Origin of the sequence: Sphingobium sp. MI1205 (genome assembly GCF_001563285.1) — a bacterium.
Taxonomy (GTDB): Bacteria; Pseudomonadota; Alphaproteobacteria; order Sphingomonadales; family Sphingomonadaceae; genus Sphingobium.
On the sequence record NZ_CP005188.1, the window covers coordinates 289,152 to 314,914 of the forward strand.

Consider the following 25,763-nt stretch of genomic DNA (forward strand, 5'->3'; position numbering starts at 1 on the left):
CTCTCCCGCCACAGTCGCTACAGCCCCCTGATGCGCCCCGACATCGCCACGCTCCTGCACGACATTTTCGGCTTTCCGGCTTTCCGGGGCGTGCAGGAACAGGTGGTGGGCCGCGTCATGGCGGGTCAGCCGACCCTTGCCATCATGCCTACCGGTGCTGGCAAGTCGCTCTGCTACCAGCTTCCCGCCGTCGCGCTCGATGGCTGCTGCGTCGTCATCTCCCCCCTCATCGCCCTGATGCACGATCAGTTGCGCGCGGCACAGGCCGTTGGCATCCGCGCCGCCAGCCTGACCAGCGTCGATAGCGACTGGCGCGAAACGCAGGAACGGCTGCGCAATGGCGATCTCGACCTGCTGTACGTCGCGCCGGAACGCGCCAGCGGCGAGGGTTTCCGCAACCTGCTGCGCACGACGAAGATCGCCCTGTTCGCCATAGACGAGGCGCATTGCGTGTCCGAATGGGGCCATGATTTCCGCCCCGATTACCGCTTGCTCCGCCCGCTGCTCGACGAATTTCCGGACGTCCCCCGCCTCGCGCTGACCGCCACCGCCGACGCCCACACGCGCGAGGATATTCTCGTCCAGCTGGGCATCCCGCGCGAAGGGCTGGTGATCGCGGGGTTCGACCGTCCCAATATCCGCTACGCCGTCCACCCGCGCGACGGCCTGCCGCGCCAGCTGTCGGACCTGATCGCCAGTCGTGAAGGCCCCGGCATCGTCTATGCGCCCACGCGCGCCGCCACCGAAAAGCTGGCTGAAACGCTGACCCGCACCGGCCGCCCGACCCGCGCCTATCATGCCGGACTGGCCCCCGCCGTGCGCGCCGCTAACCAGTCCGCCTTCATCGCCAGCGAGGATATGGTGATGGTCGCCACCATCGCTTTCGGCATGGGCATCGACAAGCCAGACGTCCGCTTCGTCGCCCACGCCGCCCTGCCCAAGTCGATCGAGGGCTATTATCAGGAATCGGGCCGCGCGGGCCGCGATGGCGAACCGGCTGAGGCGCATCTCTTCTGGGGCGCGGATGATTTCGCCCGTGCCCGCCAGCGTCTCACCGAGCTTGACCCCAGCCGGCAACAAGGCGAGCGCACCCGCATCACCGCCATGGGCGGCCTTGTCGAAACCGCCACCTGCCGCCGCGCCATATTGCTCCGCCACTTTGGCGAGAATCCGCCCGCAACCTGCGGCAATTGCGACAATTGCCTCAATCCGCCCGCCAGCATCGACGCCACCGAAACGGCCCGCAAGTTCCTGTCCGCGGTATATCGCACCGGCCAGAGCTTCGGTTCGGGTCATATCGAGCAAGTGCTGACCGGCGCCGTCACCGACCGCATCCGCGAACGGGGCCACGACAAGATTTCCGTCTACGGCATCGTCTCGGGCGACGAAATATCGCTGCTGCGCCCTGTCTCGCGGGCGCTCATCGTGAAAGATGCTTTGCAAACTAACGAACATGGCGGCCTTGAACTTGGGCCGAATGCCCGCCCGATCCTACGTGGCGAGGACGAAGTCAGCCTGCTGCTCGCCCCGCGCAAGGAACGTCGCCGCCGCAGCGCCCGCAACGGCAGCGCGGACAACCCGGTCGGCGATCCGCTGTTCGATGCCCTGCGCGCCTGCCGCCGCGAACTGGCGCAGGAGCAGGGCGTGCCTCCTTATGTGATCTTTCACGATTCAACCCTGCGCGAAATGGCCGAACAGCGCCCCACCAGCCTGGCTGAACTCGGCCACATCAGCGGCGTCGGACAGCGCAAGCTGGACGCCTATGGCGACGCTTTCCTTGCCGCCATCCGCCCCTTTCTTTGAGGGCGAAGATTTTTGGCGCGCCCTCTGCGCCTCCCCGCGCCAAAAATCCCAAGCCCCTTGAATCAAGCCCCCCACAGGAGCATGGCTCCACGCAAGAAGGAGTCCCGCCCATGTTTCGCCAACTCACCCCCAACCTCTACGTCTCCCCCCAGATCAGCGTCGATCAGGTGGACGAAGCCAAGGCGATGGGCGTGACCGTCATCATCAACAACCGCCCCGATGATGAGGAGCCGGGCCAGACCAATGGCGCAGAGATCGAAGCCGCCGCCAAGGCCGCCGGTATCGCCTATGCCGCGGTGCCGGTCGCCCATGGCGGCTTTGCTCCCTGGCAACTCGATGGCATGGCCGCCGCGCTTGGTCAGGCCGGGGAGGGCAAGGTTCTCGCCTATTGCCGCTCCGGCACGCGCAGCACGCTGCTGTGGGCGCTCACCCGCGCCCGCGCGGGCGATCATCCCGCAGCCCTGTCTGAAAAGGCGGAGGCGGCGGGCTATGACCTGACGCCGGTGCGTCAGATCATGGACGCGCTTTCCGCAGGTTAATGACGTCTCAATCCGATCCTTTTGACGCCATCGTTCTGGGCGCTGGCGGCGCGGGCCTGATGTGCGCTGCGGTGGCGGGTCAGCGCGGCAAGCGCGTGCTCGTCATCGACCATGCCGACCAGCCGGGTAAGAAGATCCTGATTTCCGGCGGCGGTCGGTGCAACTTCACCAATATCCACTGCGCGCCGGATCGCTTCCTGTCGGCCAATCCGCATTTTGCCAAGTCCGCCCTTGGCCGCTACACGCCCGCCGATTTCCTGGCGATGGTCGATCGGCATGGCATCGCCTGGCATGAAAAGACGCTGGGCCAGCTTTTTTGCGACCAGTCCGCGCGCCAGATCGTCGCCATGCTGCTTGCCGAGTGCGAGGCGGGCGGCGTCGCCATCCGCCTCAATCATGCCATCACCGCCGTAGCCCATGCCGATGGCCTGTTTACCGTCACCCATGGCGGCAGCGTCGCCACCGCCCCGGCGCTGGTCATCGCGACCGGCGGCCCGGCCATTCCAAAGATCGGCGCCACGGGTTTTGCCTATGATCTGGCGCGGCAGTTCGGCCTTAAGGTGGTCGAGCCGCGCCCCGCGCTCGTCCCGCTGACGCTGGGCGGCGAAGACCTGCTGTTCCGCTCCTTGTCGGGCGTTTCCACGCCTGTCATCGCCCGCCATGGCAAGACCGCCTTTCGCGAGGCGGCGCTGCTCACCCATCGCGGCCTGTCCGGTCCCGCGATCCTGCAAATATCCTCCTATTGGCGTCATGGCAGCGCCATCAGCCTCGACTTCCTGCCGGACGCGCCCGCTGGCTGGCTGGTACAGGCGAAGGGCAGCAAGCCGCGTGCCTCTGTGACTTCGGTTCTGCGCGGATACTTGCCCGACCGTCTGGCCGATGCGCTCGCGGAACGCCTCGCGCTGCCGGGCGACCTCGGCAACATCCCGGATCGCAAACTGGAAGAGGCGCAGCGTCGCCTCGCCGCCTGGGATTTCACGCCCAACGGCACCGAAGGCTTCGCCAAGGCGGAAGTCACCATCGGCGGCATCTCCACCGCCGAACTATCCTCGCAAACGATGGAGGCGCGCCGCGTGCCGGGGCTTTATGCCGTTGGTGAGGCGGTCGATGTCACCGGCTGGCTGGGCGGCTATAATTTCCAATGGGCCTGGGCCAGCGGCTGGGCAGCGGCGCAGGCGCTCTGAGCGCTGGCTGCGGTCAGCCGCACTCCACGGTCACATGCTCCATCCGGGGCAGCGCGTGGACCCGCTGGCGCACCGCCGCGACATTGCCGCCGGGGGACAGGCTGATGATGGCGGCATGGGCGTGCGGGCCGATGCGCCAGACATGCAGGTCGCGGATGGTCCCGCCTTCCGCCTCCACCAGATCCTTGATCCGCTTCATCAGCGCAGGTTCGGCCGTATCGAGCAGGATGGACGCCGTGTCCTTCATTAGCCCCCAGGCCCAGCGCGCGATGACCACCGCGCCCAAAATGCCCACCGCCGGGTCGAGCCACAGCCAGCCCATGTAGCGCCCCGCCAGCAGCGCCGCGATCGCCAGCACCGATGTCAGCGCGTCGGTCAGCACATGCACATAGGCGGCGCGCAGGTTGTTATCGGCATGGCCATGCTTGTGATCGTGGCCAGCGTCATGATCGTGTCCATGCCCATGCCCATGCCCATGCCCATGCCCATGCCCATGCCCATGCCCATGCCCATGCCCATGCCCATGCCCATGATGGTCATGGCTGTGATCATGGCCCAGCAGGACCGCGCTGATCAGGTTGATCGCCAGGCCGACGACCGCGACCAGCGTCGCCTCGCCAAACTTCACCGACACCGGCTCGAAGAATCGGGTTGCCGATTCGACCAGGATCAGCAGGGCGGTGACGCCCAGCAGCAGGGCGGACGCAAAGCCCGAAAGGTCGCCGACCTTGCCCGTGCCAAAGGTGAAGCGCGGGTTGCGGGCATGGCGGCGGGCATAGCCATAGGCGGCGGCCGCCACTGCCAGCGCACCCGCATGGGTCGCCATGTGAAATCCGTCGGCCAACAGGGCCATGGACCCGGTGATCCACCCGAAAACGATCTCCACCACCATCGTCGCTGCGGTCAGCCATACCACCCACAGGGTCCGCCGGGCATTCTGGTCATGGCCCGCGCTCAGATAGATGTGATCGAAATAATGCTGCTGCTCGCCTTCGTCATCGGCGGGGGAGGCGGAGGCGATCTGCGGAGAATGTCCGTGATGATGGTCGTGCATCGTCATTTCCCGTACCGCCGGATCAGCGCCAGCATTTCTTCCGCCGCCGCCTCGCGTTCGTCGTCGGTCAGGCCGGGGCGGGCGACATGATCGCGCATATGCTGCTCGATCAGCTCTTCCATCAAACTGCCGACCGCGCCGCGCACGGACGCGACCAGCTGCAACGTCTCCGAACAGCCCGCATTGCCCGACAATTGCCGCTCGACCGCGCCCACCTGTCCCGCAATGCGCCGCACCCGCGCCAGCAACTTTTCCCGATTTTCGACTATATGCATAGGATACCCCCCTATCCTATAGGCCGCTTTCCGTCAAATCCGTTTCAACTCACCATTTCATTCATTAATTCCCTTCCCGCCGCCGCCCCGCCTGCCTAACAGAAGGGATGGCCAAAACCTTCGACTGTGACCTTGCGATCCTCGGTGGTGGCCTTGCCGGCACGCTCACCGCGCTCGCCTTCGCCCGCCTCCGCCCGGACGTCGACCTGCTGCTCATCGAGCGCGGCGCTGCTCTGGGCGGCAATCATATCTGGTCCTTCTTCGACAGCGACATCCGCCCCGCCGACCGCTGGTTGCTCGACCCCGCCGTCACCTTTCGCTGGCCGGAGGGTCACGAAGTGCGCTTCCCAGCCTATCGCCGCAGCATGGATACGCCCTATAACAGCATCGCCTCCACTCAACTCGATGCCTATGCGCAGCAGGTGCTGGGCAGCCACGTCATCCTCAACACTGACGTCGCCGGGATTGAACCAGACCGGGTCACCTTGTCGGATGGTCGCGAGATCCGGGCCCGCGCTGTCCTCGACACGCGGGGTGGCGGCGACCTTTCGGCGCTGGATTGCGGCTGGCAGAAGTTCGTGGGCCAGGCGCTTCGCCTGCGCAACCCCCATGGCCTGGACCGCCCCGTCATCATGGACGCCAGCGTTCAGCAGATCGACGGCTACCGGTTCGTCTATCTGCTCCCTTTCGACGACCGCACGATCTTTGTCGAAGATACCTATTACAGCAACAGTCCCGATCTCGACATCCCGGCGCTCGCCGATCGCATCGCCAGCTATGCCGACCAGCAAGGTTGGCAAGTGGAGGAGGTCGCCCATCAGGAAAGTGGCGTCCTTGCCGTAGTTCATGGCGGCGATTTCGACCGGTTCTGGCCTTCCGATGACAGGATCGCCCGTGCAGGGGTGCGCGCTGGATTATTTCATCCGATGACCGGCTATTCCCTCCCAGATGCTGTCGGCACGGCGCTTTGGTTTGCCGATCAGCCGCTCGATGGCCTGGCCGCTGCGACCCGCGACCGTGCAGCCGCGCATTGGCGCGCCGGCGGCTATTACCGCTTGCTGGGCAAGATGCTGTTTCGCGCCGCCGAGCCCAACCAGCGATGGCGCGTGTTCGAGCGCTTTTACCGGCTCCACCCCGACCTCATAGGCCGCTTCTATGCCGGCCATTCCACATGGGCAGACCGCATCCGCATCTTGTGCGGACGTCCCCCCGTGCCCATAAGAAGCGCCATGCGCGCATTGTTAAGCCCCTCCGCCTGATGAACCGTAAAGCGATCGTCATAGGGGCGGGCTTCGGCGGCCTCGCCCTTGCCATCCGCCTGCAATCGGCGGGCGTCGATACGACTCTTGTCGAAGCGCGTGACCGCCCCGGCGGGCGGGCCTATATGTGGGAAAGGGACGGTTTCACCTTCGACGCGGGGCCTACCGTAATTACCGACCCGGACTGCCTGGGCGAACTATGGCGCCTGTCGGGCCATGAGATGGCGGAAGATGTCGATCTCGTGCCGGTCACGCCCTTTTACCGCCTGAACTGGCGGGACGGCACGAATTTCGACTATTCCAACGACGAAAATTCCCTGCGCACCCAGATCGCGAAGCTTAATCCGCAGGATGTCGCCGGTTACCAGCGGTTCCTCGACTATTCGGCCGGCGTTTACGAGGAAGGCTATCGAAAGCTGGGATCGGTCGCGTTTCTCGACTTTGCCTCCATGATCCGGGCAGCCCCCGCGCTCGCCAAGTATCAGGCATGGCGGTCCGTTTATTCGATCGTCTCTTCCTATGTGAAGGATGAAAGGCTGCGCCAGGCCTTGTCCTTCCACACGCTGCTGGTCGGCGGCAATCCGATGCAGACCAGCGCCATCTATGCACTCATCCACAAGCTGGAAAAGGATGGCGGCGTCTGGTTCGCCAAGGGCGGCACCAACCGGCTAGTGCAGGGCATGGCCACCCATTTCGAAAGGCTCGGCGGCACATTGCGCCTTGCCGATCCCGTCGTGCGGATCGAGACTCACGGCGATCGCGCCGTAGCGGTGTCAACCGCCTCAGGCTGGCGCGGAGAGGCGGATGCGGTAGCGAGCAACGCCGACCTGATGCACAGTTATCGCGACCTTGTCGGGCATCATCCGCGCGGACAGAGCCAGGCGGAAAAGCTCGCCCGCAAACGCTGGTCGCCCAGCCTGTTCGTCCTGCATTTCGGAATCAAGGGCAGCTGGCCCGGTATCCCGCATCATATGATCCTGTTCGGCCCTCGCTACGGCGGGCTACTGACCGACATTTATGATCATGGCGTGTTGCCGCAGGACTTTTCGCTCTACCTGCATCATCCGACCGTAACCGATCCGTCAATGGCGCCGGATGGACATTCGACCTTCTATGCCCTCGCGCCCGTCCCGCACATGGGCAAGCTGCCGATCGATTGGGAACAGTTCGGCCCGGTTTATGCCGAACGCATTCTGGATGAAATTCAGCATCGGCTGATCCCCGACATTCGGTCGCGCATTGTCACACGTTTCCATTATGCACCGCCCGACTTCCGGCACGACCTGTCGGCTCATCTGGGCAGCGCCTTCAGCCTTGAGCCGCTGCTTACGCAGAGCGCCTGGTTCCGCGCCCATAACCGCGATGACGTGATCCCCAATCTCTATCTGGTGGGCGCAGGAACCCACCCTGGTGCAGGCATCCCCGGAGTAGTCGGTAGCGCCAAGGCGACGGCTGCGCTGATGCTTGAGGATCTGGCGTGAAACGTCTGGCCGTCTACTGCGGTTCAGCCATGCCTGCGGATCCCGTCTATGTCGAAGCTGCGCGGCATGTCGGCCGCACGCTCGCCGGGCGCGGCATCGGGGTCATCTATGGTGGTGGACGGCTTGGCCTGATGGGCGCCGTGGCCGATTCGGCGCTGGACGCAGGCGGCGAAGTGATCGGCGTCATCCCGGAAGCGCTGCTCAACGCGGAAGTGGCGCATCGTGGTTGCACCGAACTTCGCGTCGTGCAGACGATGCACCAGCGCAAGGCGCTCTTCACCGACCTATCCGACGGTTTCGTGACGCTCCCAGGTGGTGTGGGCACCATGGACGAGTTGTGGGAAGCGATCAGCTGGGCGCAGCTCGGCTATCACGCAAAACCGGTCGGGTTGCTCAATGTTGCTGGCTTCTACGACCAACTCATCGCCTTCAATCAGCATATGATCGGGAGCGGCTTCATCCGCCGACAGCATGGCGGCATCCTGCTTCACGCCAATGAGATCGAACCGCTGCTCGACCAGATGGCCGCCTATCAGGCGCACGAGCCCATCTTCTCCATGACGCTCGACCGGCTCTGATCTTTTCCGCACCGGCTTGCGGGCGGCGGCGGGGGAGGGCATGCCCCCCATTGTGACTAATCTGGACCGTCTCAAGCTCGTAGCCCACGCCCGCGACAGCATCGCGCGCGGCTCCAAATCCTTTGCTCTCGCCTCCAAGCTGTTCGACCGCCAGACCCGTGAGCGGGCATGGCTGCTCTACGCCTGGTGCCGCAAATGCGATGATATCGCCGATGGGCAGGATCATGGTGGCGCGATGCAGGGTGTCACCGACGGCCAGGCGCGACTATCCACCATGCGCGTGCTGACCGATGCCGCGTTGCGCGGAGAGATGACCGGGGATCCCGCTTTCGACGGCTTTGGCCTTGTCATGCGCGAATGCCGCATCCCGGCCAGCTATGCCCATGACCTGATCGAAGGCTTCGCTCTTGACGCTCGCGAGTGGAGGCCACGTAGCCAAGCCGACATGCTGCGCTATTGCTACCATGTCGCGGGCGCCGTGGGTTGCATGATGGCCGTGTTGATGGGGGTGGATCCAGACGACCAGGCGACGTTGGACCGCGCGTGCGACCTTGGTCTGGCATTTCAATTGGCCAACATCGCCCGGGACGTCAGCGAGGATGAAGCCGCTGACCGGTGTTACCTGCCCGAAGAATGGCTTGTCGAAATGGATATTCCTCCCGGTGAGCATATGAAGCCGTGGGCTCGCCCCAAGCTAGCGATTCTCGCCCGGCGCCTTGCGGATATGGCAGCCACTTATGAGCAAAGCGCTCGCCATGGCGCTGGTGCGCTGCCGCCTCGATCGGCATGGGCGGTTCTGGCGGCAGCGGGCATTTATGGCGATATAGCGCGCGAAGTCGCTCGGCGCGGTGAACATGCCTGGGATCACCGCGTTGTCACGCCCAAGGGCGACAAGCTTGGCTGGGTGGTTCGCGCAGGTATGCAGACTATAGGTCGCGCCCGCCGCTGGCCCGCTTCGGCGCCGCGCCCGTCCCATATCTGGACCCGACCGCAGCCCTGACAAAAAAAAGGACCGATACTTTCGTACCGGTCCCAGGCGTGTTCGCAGGAGGAACAAGGTGAGGCGGGCGGGCCGTTCGTTGCGGCCCGCCCTGCCGAAGTCTTAGATGTTGTAAGCGCGTTCGCCGTGCTCGCCGAGGTCGAGACCTTCCTGCTCGACTTCGCGGCTGACCCGAAGGCCAGTGACCGCCTTGGCGATGAAGATGGCGATGGTCGTGCCGATCGCAGCCCAGACGATGGTCGTCAGCGTGGCGAGCAACTGGGTCACGAGCTGGTCGCTCATCACGAAGTCCGCGCCGCCCGGACCACCGAGCGAGGGCGAGTAGACGATGCCCGTGCCGATGGCGCCAACCATGCCGCCGATGCCATGGATGCCGAACGCATCGAGCGAGTCGTCATAGCCGAGCTTCGGCTTGAGGACGGTCACGGCATAGAAGCAGATGATCGATGCAACCCCGCCGAGCACGATCGCGCCGAACGGGCCCGAGTTGCCAGCGGCCGGAGTGACTGCGACCAGGCCGGCGATGATGCCCGAGCAGAAGCCCAGTGCCGAACCCTTGTGACCGTTGAGGCGCTCTGCGAGCATCCAGAACAGGCCAGCCGAAGCCGTGGCGACGAAGGTGTTGATCATCGCGAGGGCAGCCGAACCATTGGCTTCCAGGGCCGAACCGGCGTTGAAGCCAAACCAGCCGACCCACAGCAGGCCGGTGCCGACAGCCGTCAGCGTCAGCGAGTGCGGAGGCATCGGTTCCTTGGGATAACCCATGCGCTTGCCCAGGATGATGCAGGCCACCAGCGCCGAAACACCGGCGTTGATGTGCACCACGGTGCCGCCTGCAAAGTCCAGCGCGCCCATTTCGAAGAACAGGCCACCGGCCGCCCATACCATGTGCGCAATCGGGAAATAGACGATGGTGAGCCAGACGAGGGCGAAGACCATGACTGCCGAGAATTTGATGCGCTCGACCACCGAACCCAGCACCAGGGCCACCGTGATGGCGGCGAAGGTCATCTGGAAGGCGACGAACACATATTCAGGGATGACGACGCCGTCTGTAAAGGTGGCGGCGGTCGAGTCCGGCGTAATGCCCGCCAGGAAAGCCTTGGAGAAATCGGAGATGAAGCCGTTGCTGGGACCCGCGAAGGCCAGGCTGTAGCCGTAGATTACCCAGATCAGCATCGCGAAAGCCGCGGCAGCACCGATCTGCGTCATGACCGACAGCATGTTCTTGGTACGAACCAGACCGCCATAGAAAAGGGCGAGGCCCGGCAGGATCATCGCCAGGACGAGGACCGTCGATGTCATCATCCAGGCGGTATCGCCCTTGTCCGGCGTCGGCGCGGCGGCTGCCGCATCCTGTGCCCATGCGGGCATCGCGGCGAAGATGGACAGGCCAGCAGCCCCCATCGCGCCGCAGAATTTATTGGAAAAGGTCATTATTCCCCCCTTCTTACAGCGCGGTTTCGCCGGTCTCGCCGGTGCGGATGCGCACGGCCTGACCAACATCGAGGACGAAGATCTTGCCATCGCCGATCGCGCCGGAGTTGGCCGCCTGTTGCGTCGCTTCGACTACGCGCGGAGCGAGATCATCATCGCAGACGACCTCGATCTTGATTTTCGGAACCATGTTCGTGGAATATTCGGCGCCCCGGTAGATTTCGGTTTGCCCCTTCTGGCGGCCGAAGCCTTTCACCTCGCTCACCGTCATCCCGGCGATACCCAGCGAGGAGAGTGCCTCGCGGACATCGTCAAGCTTGAACGGCTTGATGATAGCCATGACAAGTTTCATGTCGCCCCCTGTTAATGGTGTGCGACAACACTCCAGCAAGGGCCGTGCCAATTTGTTAAAAGCGCGTTATGGGGGCCTTCGTCCAAAGCCGCTCTCCTGGCGCCGCTAAAAAAATGGGCAGCACAAGAGCATTGCCTAAAAATTGGGCAGGGTGTCTACCCGTTGGCGCCTGTTTTCGCGGCCTGTTCTTCGCCGGGCGACGTTTTTCGGCCAAGGACGGCGTTGCGATGTGGAAAACGACCGAACCGCTCAATTACCGCATAACGTTTTTTGGCGAATTCCAGAGAGGAAGGGTCGCCCGCCGCTTCGAAAAGGCTGAGGGATAGTTTCTGGTCCTCCAGACCCTCGCTGTGCTGGAACGGCATATAAAAAAAGAGCCGACCCGCGCCGCCAATCTGTATGTCATAGCCATGTGCTATCGCTCCGCGTGCCACCGCTCTGGCGAGTTCATCGGTCGCAAAGGCTTGAGCCGTGTCACGAAACATGTTGCGGGGTAATTGATCGAATAGCAGAACAGCCGCCAGCGCGTCATCAGCGCGTTCAAGGAACGCCTCCGGAGCCAAACCTTTTTTGTCGTTCCACAAACCCTGAAAGCGAGCTGCACATTCCCGATCCAGGCCGGGGTCATGCGCCCACCACCCCTGCTCACCGACACGATTGAACCAAAAATCCAAAATCGCCGCAGCCCAGTCGGCGGTCACGGCGTCATGACTGTCCGTCAACATGTTCATATTGAAAGAAGCAAATTGCGGAAATCTGGTTCCTCAACCCGTAGCGACGTCGCCTCAGGTCGCCGTACCACCGACGGTCAGTCCTTTCATCAACAGCGTCGGCTGTCCTACGCCCGCAGGCACGCTCTGCCCGCCCTTGCCGCACATGCCGATGCCTTCGTCGAGCGCCCAGTCGCTGCCGATGCCGGCGACTTTGGTCAGTGCTGTCGGTCCATCGCCGATCAACGTTGCGCCTTTTATGGGCTCGCCCAACTTCCCATTCTCAACCTTGTACGCTTCAGTGCAGGAAAAGACGAACTTTCCCGACACGATATCGACTTGGCCGCCGCCGAAGCTCTTGGCGAAGATGCCCGACTTCATGCGGGACAGCAGCTCTTGTGGATCGTCCTGCCCACCCTTGATGAAAGTGTTGGTCATGCGCGGCATGGGCGCGTGGGCATAGCTTTCGCGGCGGCCATTCCCGGTCGGTTCGACGCCCATCAGCCGGGCGTTCAGGCGATCCTGCATATAACCTTTGAGTATTCCATCCTCGATCAGCACATTTTCCCGGGTAGGCGTACCTTCATCGTCGATCGATAGTGATCCCCGCCGATTGAGGATTGATCCGTCATCGACCACCGTAACGCCGGACGCGGCTACTCGTTCTCCGATCCGGCCGGAAAAGGCGCTGGTGCCCTTGCGGTTGAAGTCGCCTTCCAGCCCATGGCCGATAGCCTCATGCACCAGCACGCCGGGCCATCCGGGTCCCAGCAATACAGTCATCTCTCCAGCGGGTGCGGCGACCGAACGCAGATTGACACGCGCCTGAGCCAGCGCCTCGTCGATTGCCTGGTTCCAGATCGCTGGATCCATCACCTGATCATACAGATAACGCCCGCCAATGCCGAACACGCCCGTCTCGCGGCGGCCGTTTTCTTCCAGGATGAGCGACACGTTGAGCCGCACCAGCGGGCGAATGTCGGTCGCGATAAAACCGTCGGCTCGGACGATCTCGACGACGGACCAGCTTCCCGCCAAGCTCACCGACACCTGCGCAACGCGCGGATCACGCGTCCGTGCCGCGGCATCGATCGCCGCGCAGAGCGTTACCTTCTCGGCAAAAGGCACGATTTCCAGCGGATTTGCGTCTGTATAGAGGTGGCGGTTGGTATGCTGGGGCGGTGGTGCGGGCTGACCCTGTGCCGGATCGAGCAACGCCAGCGTTTCCGCAGCGCGACGGATCGCCGCCTCGCTTATATCATTGGCATGGGCGAAACCGGTCATCTCGCCGGATACGCCGCGCAGGCCAAAGCCCGCATCGGTCGAATAGTCGGCGGTCTTCAGCCGCCCGTCATCAAAGCCGAAGCTCTCGCTCGCCCGATATTGCAGATAGAGTTCGCCGTCGTCGCAGCTGGCAAGTGCCTGTGCAGTCAGACGGCGAGCGCCATCAGGATCTAGAAGGTCAGGCCGGTAGAGAAGGCCGCGCGCATCGGTGAACTGAGAGGCAATATCGGTCATGCCGCTCGATATAGGGGCGGCAATTCCGAAGCCCAATCAAAATCGCAACGCGTGCACCCGGATCAGAGGCTTGCGCCGGACGCGATATCAGGCAGACCGGCAACCTCGGGCGTGTCCGCCGGGCCGCCGATCAGGACAAAGCGCCGGTCGCAATAGCCGCAATCGACATAGCCATGCTCGTCAATTTCCAGGAAGACACGCGGATGGCCCAAGGCTGCGGGGATGTCACCCGATCCATCGCAGGAGACGCGGGGCTTGGTGACACGAATAATTTCAGGCGGCTGAATCATGATGGCTCGATTAGCAGCGGCGGCGTGACGCCGCAAGAAGGGTGGTGGTGGGCGATGACGGGCTCGAACCGCCGACATTCTCGGTGTAAACGAGACGCTCTACCAACTGAGCTAATCGCCCCCGTCCGGGTTTCCGGCGCTTCTAGGCAATTTGGCGGCCCGGTCAAGCGCACATTTGCGGAACGGAAGGGCAACGAAAGGAACAGCACGGACCTGAGGGTCCCGAACTATTCCCGAAGGACGATGCGAGAGGCAGCAGCCGCCGAATTGATATTTAGCTTCGAGCGGTAAAGCCAAAGGCGTGACCTTGTGATCGCGCGGCGACGACCCGCTTGGCTTCTTCGGTGCTGCCGTAGAGCGTAACCGGGTCCACAGAGGCAGCCAGGAAAATGGTTTCGGGAACATCGCTCTCATTCATCAAACGTACGATCGCGGCGACCCGCTTATCGAAAGCCGCTTTCACGATCTGGCTAGCAGCAGGTATCAACCGCGCTAGTCGATCTATCGTGGGCCGATCGACTTGCACCCGGTTTGTATATCCGAGCGGTGCCCAGCCATCCTCGAACTTCTGAACAAGAAGATGATCTCGATGCCAGATCCTATCGCCGATCTGTTCCTCCGCATAGACATGAGCTATTGCGCGGTTTCGAGCGGCAGCGACAATGTCGTGATCAGCTTGCTGATCGCCCGTCAGCTTTTCGCGGACTTGTATTGACCCTCGTTCGCCTCGCTTCGCGCTTGTGACTGTGGCTCGCGCATAGAGCGATATAGCGTTGAAGAGCAGGGCGCATTCGGTTGTTGATCTCGCCGTGCTGCCTAACCCCCTTGGGCTCTTCAATAGACCTTCCAGTGCCTCGATCGTGTGGGCGGCCTCGGCAAGATCGCTGTGGCAGGATTGCGCAATCAGCGCCATTCGGATCATCTCAGCCAGCTTTGCAAAACGCGGGTCGCCGTCCAGCTGGACAGCGACACGGCGGAGATCGGCTATCGGCGGAATACCGGCCATAGTCACCTTAACCATTTGGAGCATCAGTCGCTCGCGGGCGCTCCATACCGCGCCTGTTCCGTGCATTCCAAATGCATGCGGAGCAAGGGTAAACGGCTATATGGCGGCATCGCAAATAGTAAGCCGGGAGGGGTCGGGAAAAAGGTAATCTCTATAACCACCGTGCAAATTCAACAGGTTACGAGTAACATCACCTATAATCTTTCTATAACCAGATTATACCTTCTAGGAGTGATTTTCAGGCCCAATAAAGTCCTTAGTTTTCAAAGGGATTATAGTTTTGCCCCCTGAGAGGTTGCAGAAGATTATAGGGAAAGGCCAACCCCAGAAACCGCAGAAATCCGTCACTTTTTAGCGGATGATCGGCACAGATTGGCGAGATTACCTTTTTCCCGACCCCTCCCGTTTGCAACGGCAGCGAACATCATTTTTCGGGAATGTCGCACCGGCCCGATTAGGGCGCTCTGGGTGCATCAAAACGCATCAGCACAGGCCGCCTCATGAGCAGCAACCGGCCAAGGATCTAGGCCGCTTTCCGGGGGGTGTCTATGGTGCATCAAAAGGGACATGAAAAGCGCGCGGGCGAGGCGGGGGGAAAAGCGCGTTTTGAGGGGTGGCAGGGGGGCGGCCCCGGCGGGAGGCCCCTGGCTGCGGGCGCGCGGCGGCTCGGCGGCCTCACCTCCTCGATCAGGGGGCCAGACCGCCGTGGCATGATGCGCAAGAATGTTGCGCGCGCGTCGCCGGTCCACGATGGCCGCTTGCAAAATGCCATTGACCGACTCGGCTTGCGTTCTCCATATGTTCCATATCAGGAGACACGACATGCAACGCATTGACGACATTCGCGACGCAGTCGCGAAGGCGCTGGAGGAGCGCGGCTTTGATAACCGGAAGTTCTTGGGGGAGATCCGCGACGGGCAGCGGGACGATGGCCCCTATATGATCGGCGCGCTCGCTTGCGCCCAGCTGTGCCGCATGGAAGTGGCGGCGGAATGATGTGGCGCGCTACGCCGATGGGCTGAAGGTTGCCACCTGCATATTCGAGGCGGCAGCATGGCACCGCACGGTCAAGGTAAGCTGCCGCTGCGGGAATGTCGGCCTGTTCAACGGGCATGGCCTGTGGTGGAAATTCCAGCGCAAGGGCTGGACTGACGACTTCCGCGATGCACGCCGCCGGTTCTACTGCCGATCATGCTCCCAGCGTGCGGGCCGCAAGGTCCGGCCATCGTGGATTGAAACCTGCGATGAGCCGCCGCGCATCCGCCTACCCTTGCCTGACGAACGGGAATGGAAAAGAGCGGTGAACCGATTTAGGGGCTGACGCACGACGAGAAGTTCAATTCATTGCGGTTGCGAAACGCCGAATTGCCTCCCACATAGCTGCTTGGGAGGTACATCATGTCGGTTATCAAGAGCTTCGCCGTCGGAAGCGGCGATATGTTTTACATCAAGCACAATAGTGCGAACTTCACGATCATTGATTGCGACCTATGTGAAGGAAACGCTGATCAGATCATCAAGGAGTTGAAGGAGCAATCCGCAGGAAAGGAAATCACGCGATTTATCTGCACCCATCCAGATGAAGACCACTTTGGCGGCATCGAGCGATTGGACGATGCGATGCCGATTGTAAACTTCTACGTCGTAAAAAATCAGGCGGTTAAGGACGAGGACACGGTGTCCTTCCAGCGATACTGCCAATTGCGGGACGATCCGAAAAAGGCGTTCTACATCTATAAAGGATGCAAGCGCCGCTGGATGAACTTGGAAGGCGACGGACGATCAAGCTCAGGGATTCAGGTCCTCTGGCCAGATACGTCAAACGCGCACTTCAAAGAAGCGCTTGCCGCATGTGAGGCGGGCGAACATTTCAACAATACATCAGCGGTTGTGCGTTACAGCCTTAACGGCGGAGCGAGCTTTCTGTGGCTTGGGGATCTCGAAACTGAGTTCATGGAAAATATAGTCGATCACATCCAACTGGACAAAACCACGGTTGTTTTCGCAGCACATCATGGACGAGCTACCGGTAAGATCCCAAACAGTTGGCTCGAAAAGCTCGATCCTCAAATCATTGTCATCGGGGAAGCGCCAAAGCGGCACTTGCATTATTACACCGGCTATCAAACTATCACGCAAAACACGGCGGGTAATATCACGTTTGATCTCGTCGGAGATCGCGTCCACATCTACGCCGATAACAAGAACGGATGCCCCGACAACCTAACGGATGAAGGGCAGACCAAATTCGACGGCTATGTGGGGTCGATTACCGTAGAGACAGAATACACGCTGTGAGTAGCAGAGCCATCAAGGCACCTTATCCGCTGGCAGCGTGGCGTAGGTCCTGATGACATCGCTGGAATAAGCGGAATAAAATTTAAGGAATCTCCCGAACATTCCCACAGCTAACACGGCAGAGCCAGCCAAGATAAACGCTGTCTGGTTAGTGGGTGTCTGAAGTTGGCGGTAGGTAAGTGCACCTACCGCCACTAAGCTGACGAAACAGATATTTCTGCTCATCCCATACTGATTCATGAACGAGTTCAGGCGTCCGACGGTGTCGCTCACTCCACGCACAGGGTGGAATGCAGCCTGAAAAACCGTCTCACCGTCAAGCTGATCCTCAGCAACACCCAACTGCTTTGCCGCTCTTGCAAGTGCTCTTGCCCTTATCGGCTCCCGCAGCGGCGCATACTCGCGTGGTGCGAAACAGGCCGCAAGGCGGCGCTCAACCCAGTTCCGGTCCCGGAGGCCGAGCTGAATATCAGCCGGGATGGAGAGCAACCGGCGGGCTAACAAATGCTCAATCAAAGACGAGGATGGACCTGCAGTGATCTGGCCCGTCAGATAAGCTACCACGGTCCAGAACACCCCATCAATGATGTTCCAGTTAGTGCGATTGACGAGGACGCCCCCTGTTAAGGAATAATCAAGGGCGGCAATCAGGAGCATGCCCGAGGCTACAAAGGCGTAGAACTCATATTCAGCCAGAGGAAACCAGTCTTTCACTGAATAAGCCTTCTGATCAGAGCGGTAGATCACCGCCCGGTACCCTATCGTAACGAATGGTGAAAGAGGGACTGCGTTCCGCCCAGGCATCGGGCCCCTTACTGCGCCTTCACCCGCTCCAGAAATCGCACCGCCTCAAAACCCAGTTTATCGTTGAGTTCGAGGAAGACGGACTGCAGAGGCTGGATCTCCAGTTCAAAGAAGCTGTCCAGCGCCTTGGCCGGATCGCCGAAGCCGCCCGCGTTGGCCGGGATGATGCCGAGCAACTGCGGCGGGACGCGATGCGCGGCCAGCACGTCATCGCGCGTCGTGTTTTTGATCCCCAGAAATTCGTCCTTCGCACCGACTTCGGCGATCGGGATGATCTTGATGCCGTTCTCTTTGCCGCTGGGCGAGTGGACGAACATGTTGCGGAAATTGCCCGGCCCCTTTGCTCGCTTCAACGCGTCGCGCATGGCAGCGACGTCGCCATTGGCAAAGTCGCCGGTGGCATAGAGGATATAGCCCGCGTGGCTCCCGTTCTCGAAATAGCGGCGGCGGAACAGCGTGGCATTCTCATTGAGCAGCGCTGACTGCAGGGCCGACAGATATTCGGGCAGGCCATAGATTTCCTGATTGATGTCAGGCGCGAGCAGCTGATGCACCGTGCCCGGCACGAACTCGCTTTCGTTCCGATGACCCGGCACCCACCAGAAGCGGCCCGGCTCGATGCCGCGCCGCGTATATTTGGCGAGTGGATGTTCGAGCCGCAGCACGCCGCCCAGCTGGTTGCGGATCTCCTGCGCATAGGCGTTGCCCATCACCAGATAGTCCTGCACCATCCCGGCGAAGACCTTGCGCGACAGGAAAGGCGTGGGATCGAGGCTGGCCGCCAGCAAGTTCCGCTTGAGCATGATGGCGCTGCTATGGTGCGGCGACGCGCGGAATGCGCGGGCAAGCCCGTCCAGCGAAATCGGCGGCTCATACCAGCGGCCATTGTCCCAGCATTCCAGCATGTCGAGCATGGTGGCCCGGCTCAGCACCGGCTCAGGATCCCCGAAGCTGAACGTCTCGATCGCGCCGCCCCGATTGTCATTGGCCGCGACGATCGCGCCCTCGGACGCTGCAGCCGACTCCCGGCGGTTCATACGGCGTGCACGCTTGCTCATTCGATGATCTCCATTGTGCCCTTGGGCGCTTCCTTGCCGTCGAGCGGTTCGTTCATGAGGATGTGCATGGTGGCCCAAGCCAGATCCGCGTGGCCGTCATTGCCCCCGCGCCCAGCCTTGAACGTGATATTCCGCCCGCTGGTGGTCAGCGTCTTCTTGATCGACACGAACGCGGACACGAGATCGAGCAGGCCGCTGTCGAACGCGAGGCGGCCCCGGCGGATGACGTTCTGCGCCTTCATGATCATCTGCGCCTTGAGTTCGAGCGAATATTCGATCTTGGCGACGGCGCAGCCCGGCAGCGCGCCGGGCTTCGCCATGATCTGATAGACGCCCGCGCCGACGCCCTTGGCGTCGATGCCCAGATAGGTGCAGGTATAGCGGCTCAGGACCGCCTTGATGAATTCCGCCTGCTGCTCGAAATCGAGGCCGCGTAGCTGGTGGCGCTCAAGGATCCTGAATTGCCCGCCTTCGACCAGCGGCGGCGCGGCGATGACCAGCGCGGCATTGTCGCCATTCTCGCTTTCCTGCGGATCATAGCCCGCCCAGACCGAACGCTTGCCGTAGGGCCGCGCCGCCTCCGGGTTGAAATCCTGCCATTCGATCAGGCTGTCGCACCCGCAGGCGATCATGTCATTGAAGCGGAAGGCGGACTGGCTGTCGTCAACGAAGTCGCACATGAACAGATTGGCGAATTCGTCGGGCGCGTATTCATCCTCCAGCTCTTCAATGTCGAATAGGTCGCAGCCGCCCATCTCGGCGTCGCGGATGTTGACGATGTTCCGCCAGATCCGGTCCGGTCCGGCCATGCCGATCGCCAGCGCATCATGGCTGACATCGATCTTGATCTGATCTTCCTTCTTGCGCCGACGGTTGCGGCGGTCGCCGGTCCAATAGGGATAGGCCGGATGCGCGACGCTGGACGGCGTGGAGAAGTAGGTTTTCCGCCACTTCTTATGCGTCGCCATGCCAGAGGCGACCTTGTTCAATTCCTCGAACGAATGGACCCAGAAGAATTCGTCAAAGTAGAAATTGCCGTGGCGGCCCTGCGCGGTGCGGAAATTGGTGCCAAGGAAATGCAGTTCTGCCGCCGCTTCCTCCGCTGGCCGCAGATCCGACGTGATCAGCATCGGGTCGCCGGTCAGCGCGACGCCGACCAGCTTGGCGAAGCTGACGATATAGGACCGGAACTGGTGTGCCTGGGCTTTCGATGCCGACAGGAATATCTGGTTGCGGCCCGTCTCGATCGCGTCGATCAGCGCCTCGAACGCGAAATAGTAGGTTGCGCCGATCTGGCGCGACTTGAGGATCATGCGCGTGCGCTGATCCTTCGCCTGCCACCAGCGATGCTGATAATCATAGAGGCCGTCGAGGAAGACGCGCTTGAGTTCTTCCGCCTGCTCGGCGGTGAAATGGTTCTTTTTCGGCTTCTTGCGCTCGCCCGCGTTGCGGTTGCCGACCTTCTCGTTGAGGTCGCCGCTATGGCCGCCGGGGGCCTCATAGCGGCGGACCTTGGCGAGGCTTTCGATCTGGCGCGACAGCGCGTCCATCTCGACATAGTCGCCGCCGGTCTTCTTTTCCTTGGCGATCAGGGTCAGCAGCTTGATTTCGATGCCATCCTCGATCTTGCGGATCGAGGGGGCATCATCCCAACGCTGCCGTTGCTTCCAAGATTCGATCGTCGCGCGCGCGATCGGCTTGCCCTTGTCGCCCACGACGCCATGCAGCGCGAATTCTTCCGCGATCTGCGTCACCCCATAGCCACGCCAGTAGAGGCTGCGGGCGTGACGGGGCGGATCGAACTGCCAAAGGACAGCAGGCGCGCCGGGCTGGGGAGATTGAGCGGTCATCGCGGCGGACCATGCCCCGCGCCCAAGCCCCTGATCATTGGCATCTATTTGGATAGCCGCCTGTCCAAATGCAGGGCCTTGAGCCTGCCCCCGCGACGGCCCCTTTCTGCTGCCCATCAGGCCAGCGCCTGCGCGCCCAAGCAACCAAGGGAACCGGATCGATCATGGCAAAGAGCAAGTTTTTCCGCGTCGCAGTCGAAGGTGCGACCGTCGACGGCCGCGTTATTCAGCGCGAATGGCTGGAGCAGATGGCGGCCAGCTATGATCCGGCCACCTACACCGCGCGGATCAACTGCGAGCATATCGCCGGTTACAGCCCGGATCGCCCTTTCAACGCCTATGGCTCCGTCCTGTCGCTCAAGACCGAAGAAGTCGAACTGACCATCAACGGCGAGAAGAAGACGCTGCTGGCGCTCTATGCCGAGATCGACGCGAACGATCAGCTGGTCGAGATCAACAAGGCCGGGCAGAAGCTGTTCACCAGCTGCGAAATCCACCCCGACTTCGCTGGCGAGGGAAAGGCTTATCTGGTCGGCCTCGCCGTCACGGACATGCCCGCGTCGCTCGGCACCGAAGCCCTCAAATTCGCGGTCAAGTCGCGCTCGAACGTCTTTTCCAGCGCCCATGAAACCGCGCTTGAACTGGTTGCAGACCCGGTGGATGGACAGACCCTCGGCGAAAGCATCGCGCGCGGCATCGCCAGCTTCTTCAAAAAGGAGAAGAAGGACGAAGCCGAAACGCCTCCGCCTCCGCCGCCCGCCAACGACAACAGCTTCGATGTTGCGGCTTTCGGCAAGGTCATCGGTGACCAGATCGCCGCCGCCGTGAAGCCCGCCAGCGATGCCGTCGCGGCACTCGGCACCCGCTTCGATGCGCTGGAAGCCAAACTGAACAGCACCGAGCAGTCCCAGACCTTCAAGCGCTCGCCCGCCACCGGCGGCAGCGGCGGCGTCGTCACGGACTGCTGACCGCCTCGCTCATCTGAACAACCGCCCCGCCCCAAGTCCGTCAGGAGCCAACGCACATGCGTAACGAAACCCGCCTGCTCTTCACCGCCTATGTCAGCCAGATCGCTCTGCTGAACAGCGTCGCCGACGCCACCGTCAAGTTCAGCGTCGCGCCCGTCGTGGAGCAGAAGCTGGAAGAGAAAATTCAGGAATCGAGCGAGTTCCTGAGCCAGATCAACATCGTCGGCGTGCCTGAACAGTCGGGCCAGAAGGTCGGCGTCACCGTCACGCGCCCGCTGGCGAGCCGCACCAACACCGCAGGCGGCACGCGCCGCACGCCCACCGATCCGACCGACACCACGGACGACGGCGGCTATTTCTGCAAGCAGACCAACTTCGACCATGCGATCAAATATGCGAAGCTGGACGCTTGGCGGCACAAGCCGGAATTCCAGACGCTGCTGCGCGACGTGATCCTGAAACAGCAGGGCCGCGACCGCATCATGATCGGCTTCAACGGCACGTCCGCCGCCGCCGCCACCAACGTTGGCGAGAACCCGCTGCTGCAGGACGTCAACGAGGGCTGGCTGCACAAGATCCGCACCCATGCCGAAGAGCGCGTGCTGGACGACGGCGCACTGTCCACCGATCCGACCAAGGCGATCTATGTCGCCGCCGGGGTCGAAGTGGTCGATGCCGACGCCACCAACGTCGCCACCGCCGATGCCGATTTCGCAAACCTCGACGCGCTGGCCTTCGACGCGCTCGATCTGCTGGATCCGTGGCACCGCAGCGATACCGACCTTGTCGTCATCGTTGGCTGGAAGCTGGTGAAGGACAAATATGCCAATCTGCTCCAGGCAGCGGGCGATACCGCCACGGAACAGGAAGCGGCGCACCGCATCCTGACCCTGCCCAAGCAGCTGGCCGGCAAGCGTGCCGTCATCGTGCCCTTCTTCCCCGAAGACGCGATGCTCATCACCAGCCTCGATAACCTGTCGATCTACTGGCAGGAGGAAACCCGCCGCCGCCAGATCAAGGACGAACCGGCGCTCGACCAGATCGAGAACTACGAGTCCGTCAATGAGGCTTACGTCGTGGAAGACTATGGCCGCTGCGCCTTGGTCGAAAACGTCGTGATGGGCAAGAAGCCCGCCTGATCCGGCCCCGCTAATCCCTCCATCTGACAGGACACGCACATGAGCCTCGCTCGCCGCCACAGGGACAGGATCCTTGCTGCCAAGACCGTTGCGTCCGCTCCCGAAGGTGGAGCGGATGCCACCCCCGCTGCCGACACTCTCCCGGTAGCGGGGGCGGTCAACGCCTCGCCCGCGCAACAGGCCGCCGCGCAGGTCGCGCTGCGCCTGACCCACGATCTGCGCACCCTCAAAGAAATCCGTTCGATCGACCGGAAGATCGAGGCGAAGCGGCAGATGCTCCCGGAATATCGGCCATGGGTGCAGGGTATCCTCGCCGCCGATGCAGGCGTTGGCACCGGCCTCGCCGCCGAAGTGGTGCCGACCTGCATGGTCTGGCTCATCGACGTCGGCGACTATGACAACGCGCTGAGCCTCGCTGAATTCGTGTTGCGCCACAACGTGCCCATGCCCTCGCGCTATCAGCGCGACGCCGCCACGATCATCGTCGAGGAAATCGCCGACGCAGCTTTGAAGGCGCAGAACGCGGGCAATCGCTTCTCGCTTGAGACGCTGGGCGAGGTTTTGGACCTGACGTTCGCCTGCGACATTCATGATGAAGTCCGAGCGAAGCTCATCAAGGCTGCTGGCAATGAGGAACTGGCCGCTGGTGAAGCCGCCGAGGCTACTGCCGCCGCTCCGTTTCTGGATCGGGCTCTGTCGGCCTTCAACGAAGCCCAGCGACTGAATGACCGTATCGGCGTCAAGGACAAGATCAAGCGGGCGAACAAGCTGCTGGCGGCCATCACCGCCGCCGCGCCTGCCACGAACAACGAACAGGGCGGCCCAGACCAGAACGGTTCGGGCGCCTGACAGGCTCGCCCCCGGCGCTCAGGGGCGGATCGCGCGATGCGGGAGGCTTTCGAGCCGTAGGGCCGCACTCTGCCCCGATCCTCACCCCTGTAAGCCGGTGGGCCGAAATCGGAGGACATCATGCCCTTTTTCAATCTGGCGCTGATTGCCGTTTTCGCCGTCTGCGCCGTGCTGTCGGCGATCTTCTGTTTTGAGCGGATCTGGTGTGTCGTCCGCAAGCCCCAGCTGATCGCGCCCTATCTGCCTGATCGCATCCGCATGTCCCCGGCCTACCGGATCGTGCTGCCGCTCTTCCTGATCCTCGACGTCGGCGCGGCTACGGGCTGGGCCTTCGTCGTCTTCGCCAGCATGGCGTTCATCGCCCGATTGGGGATGGCATGACGTTCGTCGCCCGACCGCCCGCGTCCGAGATTGAGCAGCCGCCGGAAGAGGAAACTGCGGTCATCAACGACGGCTTCTTCCCCGACATTGATCCGGCGGCAGTCCGCGATGCCGCGAGGATCCCGACCAGCATCACGCCCGCGCGTCTGCGCGCCGCAATCATCGGTGCGGTCATGACGGCAGGAATCGACCTGCAGCAATTCGCCGCGGATTCCATCGCCGCCGGGCACGCCACGCTTGCTGACGTGCCCGCGCCCCAGCTGGACGGGGCGAGCGTGCAGCTGTTCCGCTACCACCGCGCCGTCGCGCTCTATGCAAAAGCCGAACTGATCGAGCGGCATCCCGACTTCGACACCACGGCAGCGGGCGGGGCGGAAGGCAATGACGCTGCAACGGCGATCGGGAGCTTGCGCCGTGATGCGATGCACGCGGTGCGCGACATGCTGGGCCAGACCCGAACTGTGGTGGACCTCATCTGATGGCGTCGGAGCAGCGCCTTGTTGCCCGGTCAGGGGACAAGCTGGACCTGCTACTGTGGCGCGATGCCGGGCTTGGTCCTGCTGAGATTTCCCGCGTCTGTGACGCCAATCCGGGGCTGGCCGATCTTGGCCCCATCCTTCCGCTCGGCACCATCGTCATCGTGCCCGCAACCGCCGACGCCAACGCAACGCGCGTGCTTCCCCTCATTCAGCTTTGGGATTGATCCATGGACCTGCGCCACCTTCTGGAATCCGTCATCGAATTGATCGGCTCCCTCACGCCTTCGCTGATCGGTTCCGCCGTGGCGCAGGCGTGGAAGCCCGCCTTGCCGTTCCGCCAGCGCTTCCTCCAGTGGGTCGTTGGATCGACGGTCAGCTATTACGCGACCATCGCCATCATCGCTGTCACGGGCTGGAATCACTTCGCCGCGCAGTCGATCGCATTCGCCATCGCCTTGCTCGCCTTCGACGCCACCCCGCGCATCGCAAGGGCGCTTGTCGACACGCTGACAAGCGTGCCGGGCCGCATCGCTGACCGCTTTCTGCCCAACAAGGACTGACCCATGCAGCTGTCCCCCAACTTTAGGCTGGCCGAATTCACCGCGTCCGCGACAGCGACGGCTCGGGGCATCGCCAACGTCCCCGGCGCGTGCCAGATCGCGGCGATGCAGCTGCTCTGCGCCAAAGTGCTGGAACCGCTGCGCGCGCATTTCGGCAAGCCTGTCCGCGTCACGTCGGGATTCCGCTCGATCAAGCTGTGCTTGGCGGTGGGATCATCGTCCAGCAGCCAGCACGCGCAGGGCGAGGCGGCCGATTTCGAGATCAGCGGCGTCGATAATGTGACGGTCGCCACCTTCATCCGCGATCACATGGCCTTCGACCAGCTGATCCTTGAAAACTACACGCGCGGCCAGCCCAACAGTGGCTGGATCCACGTCAGCTATCGAGACGGGCGACTGCGCAAGGATGTGCTGACCTATTCGCGCCGGTCCTATTTCAAGGGGCTGCTCGCATGATCGGGAAATCGCACCTCGCCATGGCCGCCGCGCTCGCCGCCTGCACCGCAGGAATCGGCGGTTTCTTCTACGGCACGAGTGTCGGCGTCGCAAAGGAACAGGCGGCGCAGAAGCGCGCCGATGATGCGCGGGAGGCCGAGCGCAAGAAGCTGCAGGGCAAGCTGGACGCCTCGTCCGAAGCTGCCCAGGCGAAAGAATATGCCCGGCAGGGCAGCGTTAGGGAAATCTACCATGAAAGCCAGAAAGTCATTGAGCATCCGGTTTATCGCAGCGTCTGCGTCGATGCTGATGGCGTCGGCCTGCTCGACCGCGCAGCCGCCACGGCCAACAGCGAAGATCTCTGGGGCATTGCTGGCGACACCCGCCCCATTGCCGAAGGTCCAGCGGACTGACGCGGGCGAGATGACCGGCGCGCAATGCCATGGAAGCCTGACC

The 25,763-nt window shown here is 62.5% G+C and carries 30 protein-coding genes and 1 tRNA gene; 19 read left to right on the forward strand and 12 right to left on the reverse strand.

Features of this window, described 5'->3' with window-relative positions; translation table 11 throughout:
- Positions 1–30: 30 nt before the first annotated feature.
- The 3 genes from recQ to K663_RS01400 all read left to right on the forward strand — a co-directional run bounded on the left by recQ (position 31) and on the right by K663_RS01400 (position 3,526).
- Entirely contained in the window at positions 31–1,803 is a 1,773-nt protein-coding gene (recQ, locus tag K663_RS01390; RefSeq protein ID WP_062113226.1) for a DNA helicase RecQ, read from the forward strand.
- A 110-nt stretch (positions 1,804–1,913) separates the two neighbouring features.
- On the forward strand, positions 1,914–2,342 hold the full coding sequence (locus tag K663_RS01395; RefSeq protein ID WP_062113229.1) for a TIGR01244 family sulfur transferase: 429 nt from the start codon (positions 1,914–1,916) through the stop codon (positions 2,340–2,342).
- A complete protein-coding gene (locus K663_RS01400; protein WP_062113232.1) occupies positions 2,342–3,526 on the forward strand; it encodes an NAD(P)/FAD-dependent oxidoreductase in 1,185 nt (394 codons plus the stop codon). Before K663_RS01395 ends, K663_RS01400 begins: the two co-directional genes overlap by 1 nt.
- 13 nt (positions 3,527–3,539) lie before the next feature.
- On the opposite strand, the gene dmeF is transcribed toward K663_RS01400, so the two are convergent.
- Both dmeF and K663_RS01410 read right to left on the reverse strand, forming a co-directional pair.
- Entirely contained in the window at positions 3,540–4,586 is a 1,047-nt protein-coding gene (gene dmeF / locus K663_RS01405) for a CDF family Co(II)/Ni(II) efflux transporter DmeF (RefSeq protein ID WP_062113236.1), read from the reverse strand.
- Positions 4,583–4,855 carry a metal/formaldehyde-sensitive transcriptional repressor gene (locus K663_RS01410; protein WP_062113240.1) on the reverse strand — a complete coding sequence of 91 codons (273 nt, stop codon included), beginning with the start codon at positions 4,853–4,855 and terminating at the stop codon, positions 4,583–4,585. The genes dmeF and K663_RS01410 overlap by 4 nt, the downstream gene beginning before the upstream one ends.
- 107 nt (positions 4,856–4,962) lie before the next feature.
- Between K663_RS01410 and crtY the strand changes: the two genes are divergently transcribed.
- The 4 genes from crtY to K663_RS01430 are packed head-to-tail and all read left to right on the forward strand — an operon-like array spanning position 4,963 to position 9,173.
- A complete protein-coding gene (gene crtY, locus K663_RS01415) occupies positions 4,963–6,114 on the forward strand; it encodes a lycopene beta-cyclase CrtY (RefSeq protein ID WP_062113243.1) in 1,152 nt (383 codons plus the stop codon).
- Positions 6,114–7,595, forward strand: coding sequence for a phytoene desaturase (locus K663_RS01420; protein WP_062113246.1), 1,482 nt, complete (start codon positions 6,114–6,116; stop codon positions 7,593–7,595). The genes crtY and K663_RS01420 overlap by 1 nt, the downstream gene beginning before the upstream one ends.
- Positions 7,592–8,173 carry a TIGR00730 family Rossman fold protein gene (locus K663_RS01425; RefSeq protein ID WP_062113249.1) on the forward strand — a complete coding sequence of 194 codons (582 nt, stop codon included), beginning with the start codon at positions 7,592–7,594 and terminating at the stop codon, positions 8,171–8,173. Before K663_RS01420 ends, K663_RS01425 begins: the two co-directional genes overlap by 4 nt.
- Before the next feature lie 40 nt (positions 8,174–8,213).
- Positions 8,214–9,173 (forward strand): phytoene/squalene synthase family protein, encoded by a 960-nt coding sequence (locus tag K663_RS01430; protein ID WP_062113252.1) that lies wholly within the window; start codon positions 8,214–8,216, stop codon positions 9,171–9,173.
- A gap of 102 nt (positions 9,174–9,275) precedes the next feature.
- Here the strand turns inward: K663_RS01430 and K663_RS01435 are convergent, their stop codons facing one another.
- From K663_RS01435 to K663_RS01465, 7 genes are all read right to left on the reverse strand, one after another.
- Positions 9,276–10,610 carry an ammonium transporter gene (locus tag K663_RS01435; RefSeq protein ID WP_062113255.1) on the reverse strand — a complete coding sequence of 445 codons (1,335 nt, stop codon included), beginning with the start codon at positions 10,608–10,610 and terminating at the stop codon, positions 9,276–9,278.
- A gap of 13 nt (positions 10,611–10,623) precedes the next feature.
- Complete coding sequence (locus K663_RS01440) at positions 10,624–10,962, reverse strand: P-II family nitrogen regulator (protein WP_037462870.1); 339 nt, start codon at positions 10,960–10,962, stop codon at positions 10,624–10,626.
- Positions 10,963–11,117: 155 nt separating this feature from the next.
- Positions 11,118–11,693, reverse strand: coding sequence for a DUF924 family protein (locus K663_RS01445; RefSeq protein WP_062113257.1), 576 nt, complete (start codon positions 11,691–11,693; stop codon positions 11,118–11,120).
- Between the two features lie 54 nt (positions 11,694–11,747).
- Positions 11,748–13,190 carry a metalloprotease TldD gene (tldD, locus tag K663_RS01450; protein ID WP_062113260.1) on the reverse strand — a complete coding sequence of 481 codons (1,443 nt, stop codon included), beginning with the start codon at positions 13,188–13,190 and terminating at the stop codon, positions 11,748–11,750.
- Between the two features lie 62 nt (positions 13,191–13,252).
- The gene (locus K663_RS01455; RefSeq protein WP_037462865.1) at positions 13,253–13,480 is read right to left on the reverse strand and encodes a zinc-finger domain-containing protein; all 228 of its coding nucleotides are present in this window, start codon (positions 13,478–13,480) and stop codon (positions 13,253–13,255) included.
- Positions 13,481–13,525: 45 nt separating this feature from the next.
- Positions 13,526–13,601, reverse strand: a tRNA-Val gene (locus K663_RS01460).
- 153 nt (positions 13,602–13,754) lie between these two features.
- On the reverse strand, positions 13,755–14,501 hold the full coding sequence (locus K663_RS01465) for a hypothetical protein (RefSeq protein ID WP_145902189.1): 747 nt from the start codon (positions 14,499–14,501) through the stop codon (positions 13,755–13,757).
- Between the two features lie 807 nt (positions 14,502–15,308).
- Here K663_RS01465 and K663_RS24560 point away from each other — a divergent pair.
- The 3 genes from K663_RS24560 (at position 15,309) to K663_RS01480 (ending at position 16,784) form a co-directional block, all read left to right on the forward strand.
- The gene (locus K663_RS24560; protein ID WP_201026662.1) at positions 15,309–15,482 is read left to right on the forward strand and encodes a hypothetical protein; all 174 of its coding nucleotides are present in this window, start codon (positions 15,309–15,311) and stop codon (positions 15,480–15,482) included.
- A gap of 1 nt (position 15,483) precedes the next feature.
- Positions 15,484–15,807, forward strand: coding sequence for a hypothetical protein (locus tag K663_RS01475; protein ID WP_062113268.1), 324 nt, complete (start codon positions 15,484–15,486; stop codon positions 15,805–15,807).
- A gap of 77 nt (positions 15,808–15,884) precedes the next feature.
- Positions 15,885–16,784, forward strand: coding sequence for a ComEC/Rec2 family competence protein (locus K663_RS01480; RefSeq protein WP_062113271.1), 900 nt, complete (start codon positions 15,885–15,887; stop codon positions 16,782–16,784).
- Between the two features lie 12 nt (positions 16,785–16,796).
- Here K663_RS01480 and K663_RS01485 read toward each other — a convergent pair whose 3' ends face one another.
- The 3 genes from K663_RS01485 to K663_RS01495 all read right to left on the reverse strand — a co-directional run bounded on the left by K663_RS01485 (position 16,797) and on the right by K663_RS01495 (position 20,496).
- The gene (locus K663_RS01485; protein WP_145902190.1) at positions 16,797–17,531 is read right to left on the reverse strand and encodes a hypothetical protein; all 735 of its coding nucleotides are present in this window, start codon (positions 17,529–17,531) and stop codon (positions 16,797–16,799) included.
- Positions 17,532–17,596: 65 nt separating this feature from the next.
- Positions 17,597–18,646, reverse strand: coding sequence for a phage portal protein (locus tag K663_RS01490; protein ID WP_083535791.1), 1,050 nt, complete (start codon positions 18,644–18,646; stop codon positions 17,597–17,599).
- Positions 18,643–20,496 (reverse strand): terminase large subunit domain-containing protein, encoded by a 1,854-nt coding sequence (locus K663_RS01495; protein WP_062113280.1) that lies wholly within the window; start codon positions 20,494–20,496, stop codon positions 18,643–18,645. The genes K663_RS01490 and K663_RS01495 overlap by 4 nt, the downstream gene beginning before the upstream one ends.
- A gap of 164 nt (positions 20,497–20,660) precedes the next feature.
- Here K663_RS01495 and K663_RS01500 point away from each other — a divergent pair, with 164 nt between their 5' ends.
- The 9 genes from K663_RS01500 (at position 20,661) to K663_RS01540 (ending at position 25,720) form a co-directional block, all read left to right on the forward strand.
- On the forward strand, positions 20,661–21,464 hold the full coding sequence (locus tag K663_RS01500) for a GPO family capsid scaffolding protein (RefSeq protein ID WP_083535945.1): 804 nt from the start codon (positions 20,661–20,663) through the stop codon (positions 21,462–21,464).
- A 56-nt stretch (positions 21,465–21,520) separates the two neighbouring features.
- A complete protein-coding gene (locus tag K663_RS01505) occupies positions 21,521–22,603 on the forward strand; it encodes a phage major capsid protein, P2 family (RefSeq protein ID WP_062113285.1) in 1,083 nt (360 codons plus the stop codon).
- A gap of 39 nt (positions 22,604–22,642) precedes the next feature.
- The gene (gene gpM / locus K663_RS01510; RefSeq protein WP_062113288.1) at positions 22,643–23,452 is read left to right on the forward strand and encodes a phage terminase small subunit; all 810 of its coding nucleotides are present in this window, start codon (positions 22,643–22,645) and stop codon (positions 23,450–23,452) included.
- 120 nt (positions 23,453–23,572) lie between these two features.
- Positions 23,573–23,833 (forward strand): hypothetical protein, encoded by a 261-nt coding sequence (locus K663_RS01515; protein ID WP_062113291.1) that lies wholly within the window; start codon positions 23,573–23,575, stop codon positions 23,831–23,833.
- Positions 23,830–24,312 (forward strand): head completion/stabilization protein, encoded by a 483-nt coding sequence (locus K663_RS01520; protein ID WP_062113294.1) that lies wholly within the window; start codon positions 23,830–23,832, stop codon positions 24,310–24,312. Before K663_RS01515 ends, K663_RS01520 begins: the two co-directional genes overlap by 4 nt.
- A complete protein-coding gene (locus K663_RS01525; RefSeq protein WP_062113298.1) occupies positions 24,312–24,536 on the forward strand; it encodes a tail protein X in 225 nt (74 codons plus the stop codon). Before K663_RS01520 ends, K663_RS01525 begins: the two co-directional genes overlap by 1 nt.
- Positions 24,537–24,539: 3 nt before the next feature.
- Positions 24,540–24,872 (forward strand): hypothetical protein, encoded by a 333-nt coding sequence (locus K663_RS01530; RefSeq protein ID WP_062113301.1) that lies wholly within the window; start codon positions 24,540–24,542, stop codon positions 24,870–24,872.
- A 3-nt stretch (positions 24,873–24,875) separates the two neighbouring features.
- Positions 24,876–25,328, forward strand: a complete 453-nt coding sequence (locus K663_RS01535) for a D-Ala-D-Ala carboxypeptidase family metallohydrolase (RefSeq protein ID WP_062113305.1) — start codon at positions 24,876–24,878, stop codon at positions 25,326–25,328.
- Complete coding sequence (locus K663_RS01540) at positions 25,325–25,720, forward strand: hypothetical protein (protein ID WP_062113308.1); 396 nt, start codon at positions 25,325–25,327, stop codon at positions 25,718–25,720. Before K663_RS01535 ends, K663_RS01540 begins: the two co-directional genes overlap by 4 nt.
- Positions 25,721–25,763: the final 43 nt, after the last annotated feature.

What these genes read in the sequence shown, in the direction of transcription:
- K663_RS01500 (WP_083535945.1), top strand. Translation starts at nt 20,661, where the DNA reads ATGGCAAAGAGCAAGTTTTTCCGCGTCGCAGTCGAAGGTGCGACCGTC.
- K663_RS24560 (WP_201026662.1), top strand. Translation starts at nt 15,309, where the DNA reads ATGCAACGCATTGACGACATTCGCGACGCAGTCGCGAAGGCGCTGGAG.
- K663_RS01400 (WP_062113232.1), top strand. Translation starts at nt 2,342, where the DNA reads ATGACGTCTCAATCCGATCCTTTTGACGCCATCGTTCTGGGCGCTGGC.
- tldD (WP_062113260.1), bottom strand. Translation starts at nt 13,190, where the DNA reads ATGACCGATATTGCCTCTCAGTTCACCGATGCGCGCGGCCTTCTCTAC.
- dmeF (WP_062113236.1), bottom strand. Translation starts at nt 4,586, where the DNA reads ATGACGATGCACGACCATCATCACGGACATTCTCCGCAGATCGCCTCC.
- K663_RS01465 (WP_145902189.1), bottom strand. Translation starts at nt 14,501, where the DNA reads ATGGTTAAGGTGACTATGGCCGGTATTCCGCCGATAGCCGATCTCCGC.
- K663_RS01505 (WP_062113285.1), top strand. Translation starts at nt 21,521, where the DNA reads ATGCGTAACGAAACCCGCCTGCTCTTCACCGCCTATGTCAGCCAGATC.
- gpM (WP_062113288.1), top strand. Translation starts at nt 22,643, where the DNA reads ATGAGCCTCGCTCGCCGCCACAGGGACAGGATCCTTGCTGCCAAGACC.
- K663_RS01495 (WP_062113280.1), bottom strand. Translation starts at nt 20,496, where the DNA reads ATGACCGCTCAATCTCCCCAGCCCGGCGCGCCTGCTGTCCTTTGGCAG.
- K663_RS01530 (WP_062113301.1), top strand. Translation starts at nt 24,540, where the DNA reads ATGGACCTGCGCCACCTTCTGGAATCCGTCATCGAATTGATCGGCTCC.
- K663_RS01430 (WP_062113252.1), top strand. Translation starts at nt 8,214, where the DNA reads ATGCCCCCCATTGTGACTAATCTGGACCGTCTCAAGCTCGTAGCCCAC.
- K663_RS01540 (WP_062113308.1), top strand. Translation starts at nt 25,325, where the DNA reads ATGATCGGGAAATCGCACCTCGCCATGGCCGCCGCGCTCGCCGCCTGC.
- K663_RS01445 (WP_062113257.1), bottom strand. Translation starts at nt 11,693, where the DNA reads ATGAACATGTTGACGGACAGTCATGACGCCGTGACCGCCGACTGGGCT.
- K663_RS01490 (WP_083535791.1), bottom strand. Translation starts at nt 18,646, where the DNA reads ATGAGCAAGCGTGCACGCCGTATGAACCGCCGGGAGTCGGCTGCAGCG.
- K663_RS01535 (WP_062113305.1), top strand. Translation starts at nt 24,876, where the DNA reads ATGCAGCTGTCCCCCAACTTTAGGCTGGCCGAATTCACCGCGTCCGCG.
- K663_RS01520 (WP_062113294.1), top strand. Translation starts at nt 23,830, where the DNA reads ATGACGTTCGTCGCCCGACCGCCCGCGTCCGAGATTGAGCAGCCGCCG.
- K663_RS01455 (WP_037462865.1), bottom strand. Translation starts at nt 13,480, where the DNA reads ATGATTCAGCCGCCTGAAATTATTCGTGTCACCAAGCCCCGCGTCTCC.
- K663_RS01420 (WP_062113246.1), top strand. Translation starts at nt 6,114, where the DNA reads ATGAACCGTAAAGCGATCGTCATAGGGGCGGGCTTCGGCGGCCTCGCC.
- K663_RS01395 (WP_062113229.1), top strand. Translation starts at nt 1,914, where the DNA reads ATGTTTCGCCAACTCACCCCCAACCTCTACGTCTCCCCCCAGATCAGC.
- K663_RS01435 (WP_062113255.1), bottom strand. Translation starts at nt 10,610, where the DNA reads ATGACCTTTTCCAATAAATTCTGCGGCGCGATGGGGGCTGCTGGCCTG.
- K663_RS01480 (WP_062113271.1), top strand. Translation starts at nt 15,885, where the DNA reads ATGTCGGTTATCAAGAGCTTCGCCGTCGGAAGCGGCGATATGTTTTAC.
- K663_RS01410 (WP_062113240.1), bottom strand. Translation starts at nt 4,855, where the DNA reads ATGCATATAGTCGAAAATCGGGAAAAGTTGCTGGCGCGGGTGCGGCGC.
- crtY (WP_062113243.1), top strand. Translation starts at nt 4,963, where the DNA reads ATGGCCAAAACCTTCGACTGTGACCTTGCGATCCTCGGTGGTGGCCTT.
- K663_RS01525 (WP_062113298.1), top strand. Translation starts at nt 24,312, where the DNA reads ATGGCGTCGGAGCAGCGCCTTGTTGCCCGGTCAGGGGACAAGCTGGAC.
- K663_RS01440 (WP_037462870.1), bottom strand. Translation starts at nt 10,962, where the DNA reads ATGAAACTTGTCATGGCTATCATCAAGCCGTTCAAGCTTGACGATGTC.
- K663_RS01515 (WP_062113291.1), top strand. Translation starts at nt 23,573, where the DNA reads ATGCCCTTTTTCAATCTGGCGCTGATTGCCGTTTTCGCCGTCTGCGCC.
- recQ (WP_062113226.1), top strand. Translation starts at nt 31, where the DNA reads ATGCGCCCCGACATCGCCACGCTCCTGCACGACATTTTCGGCTTTCCG.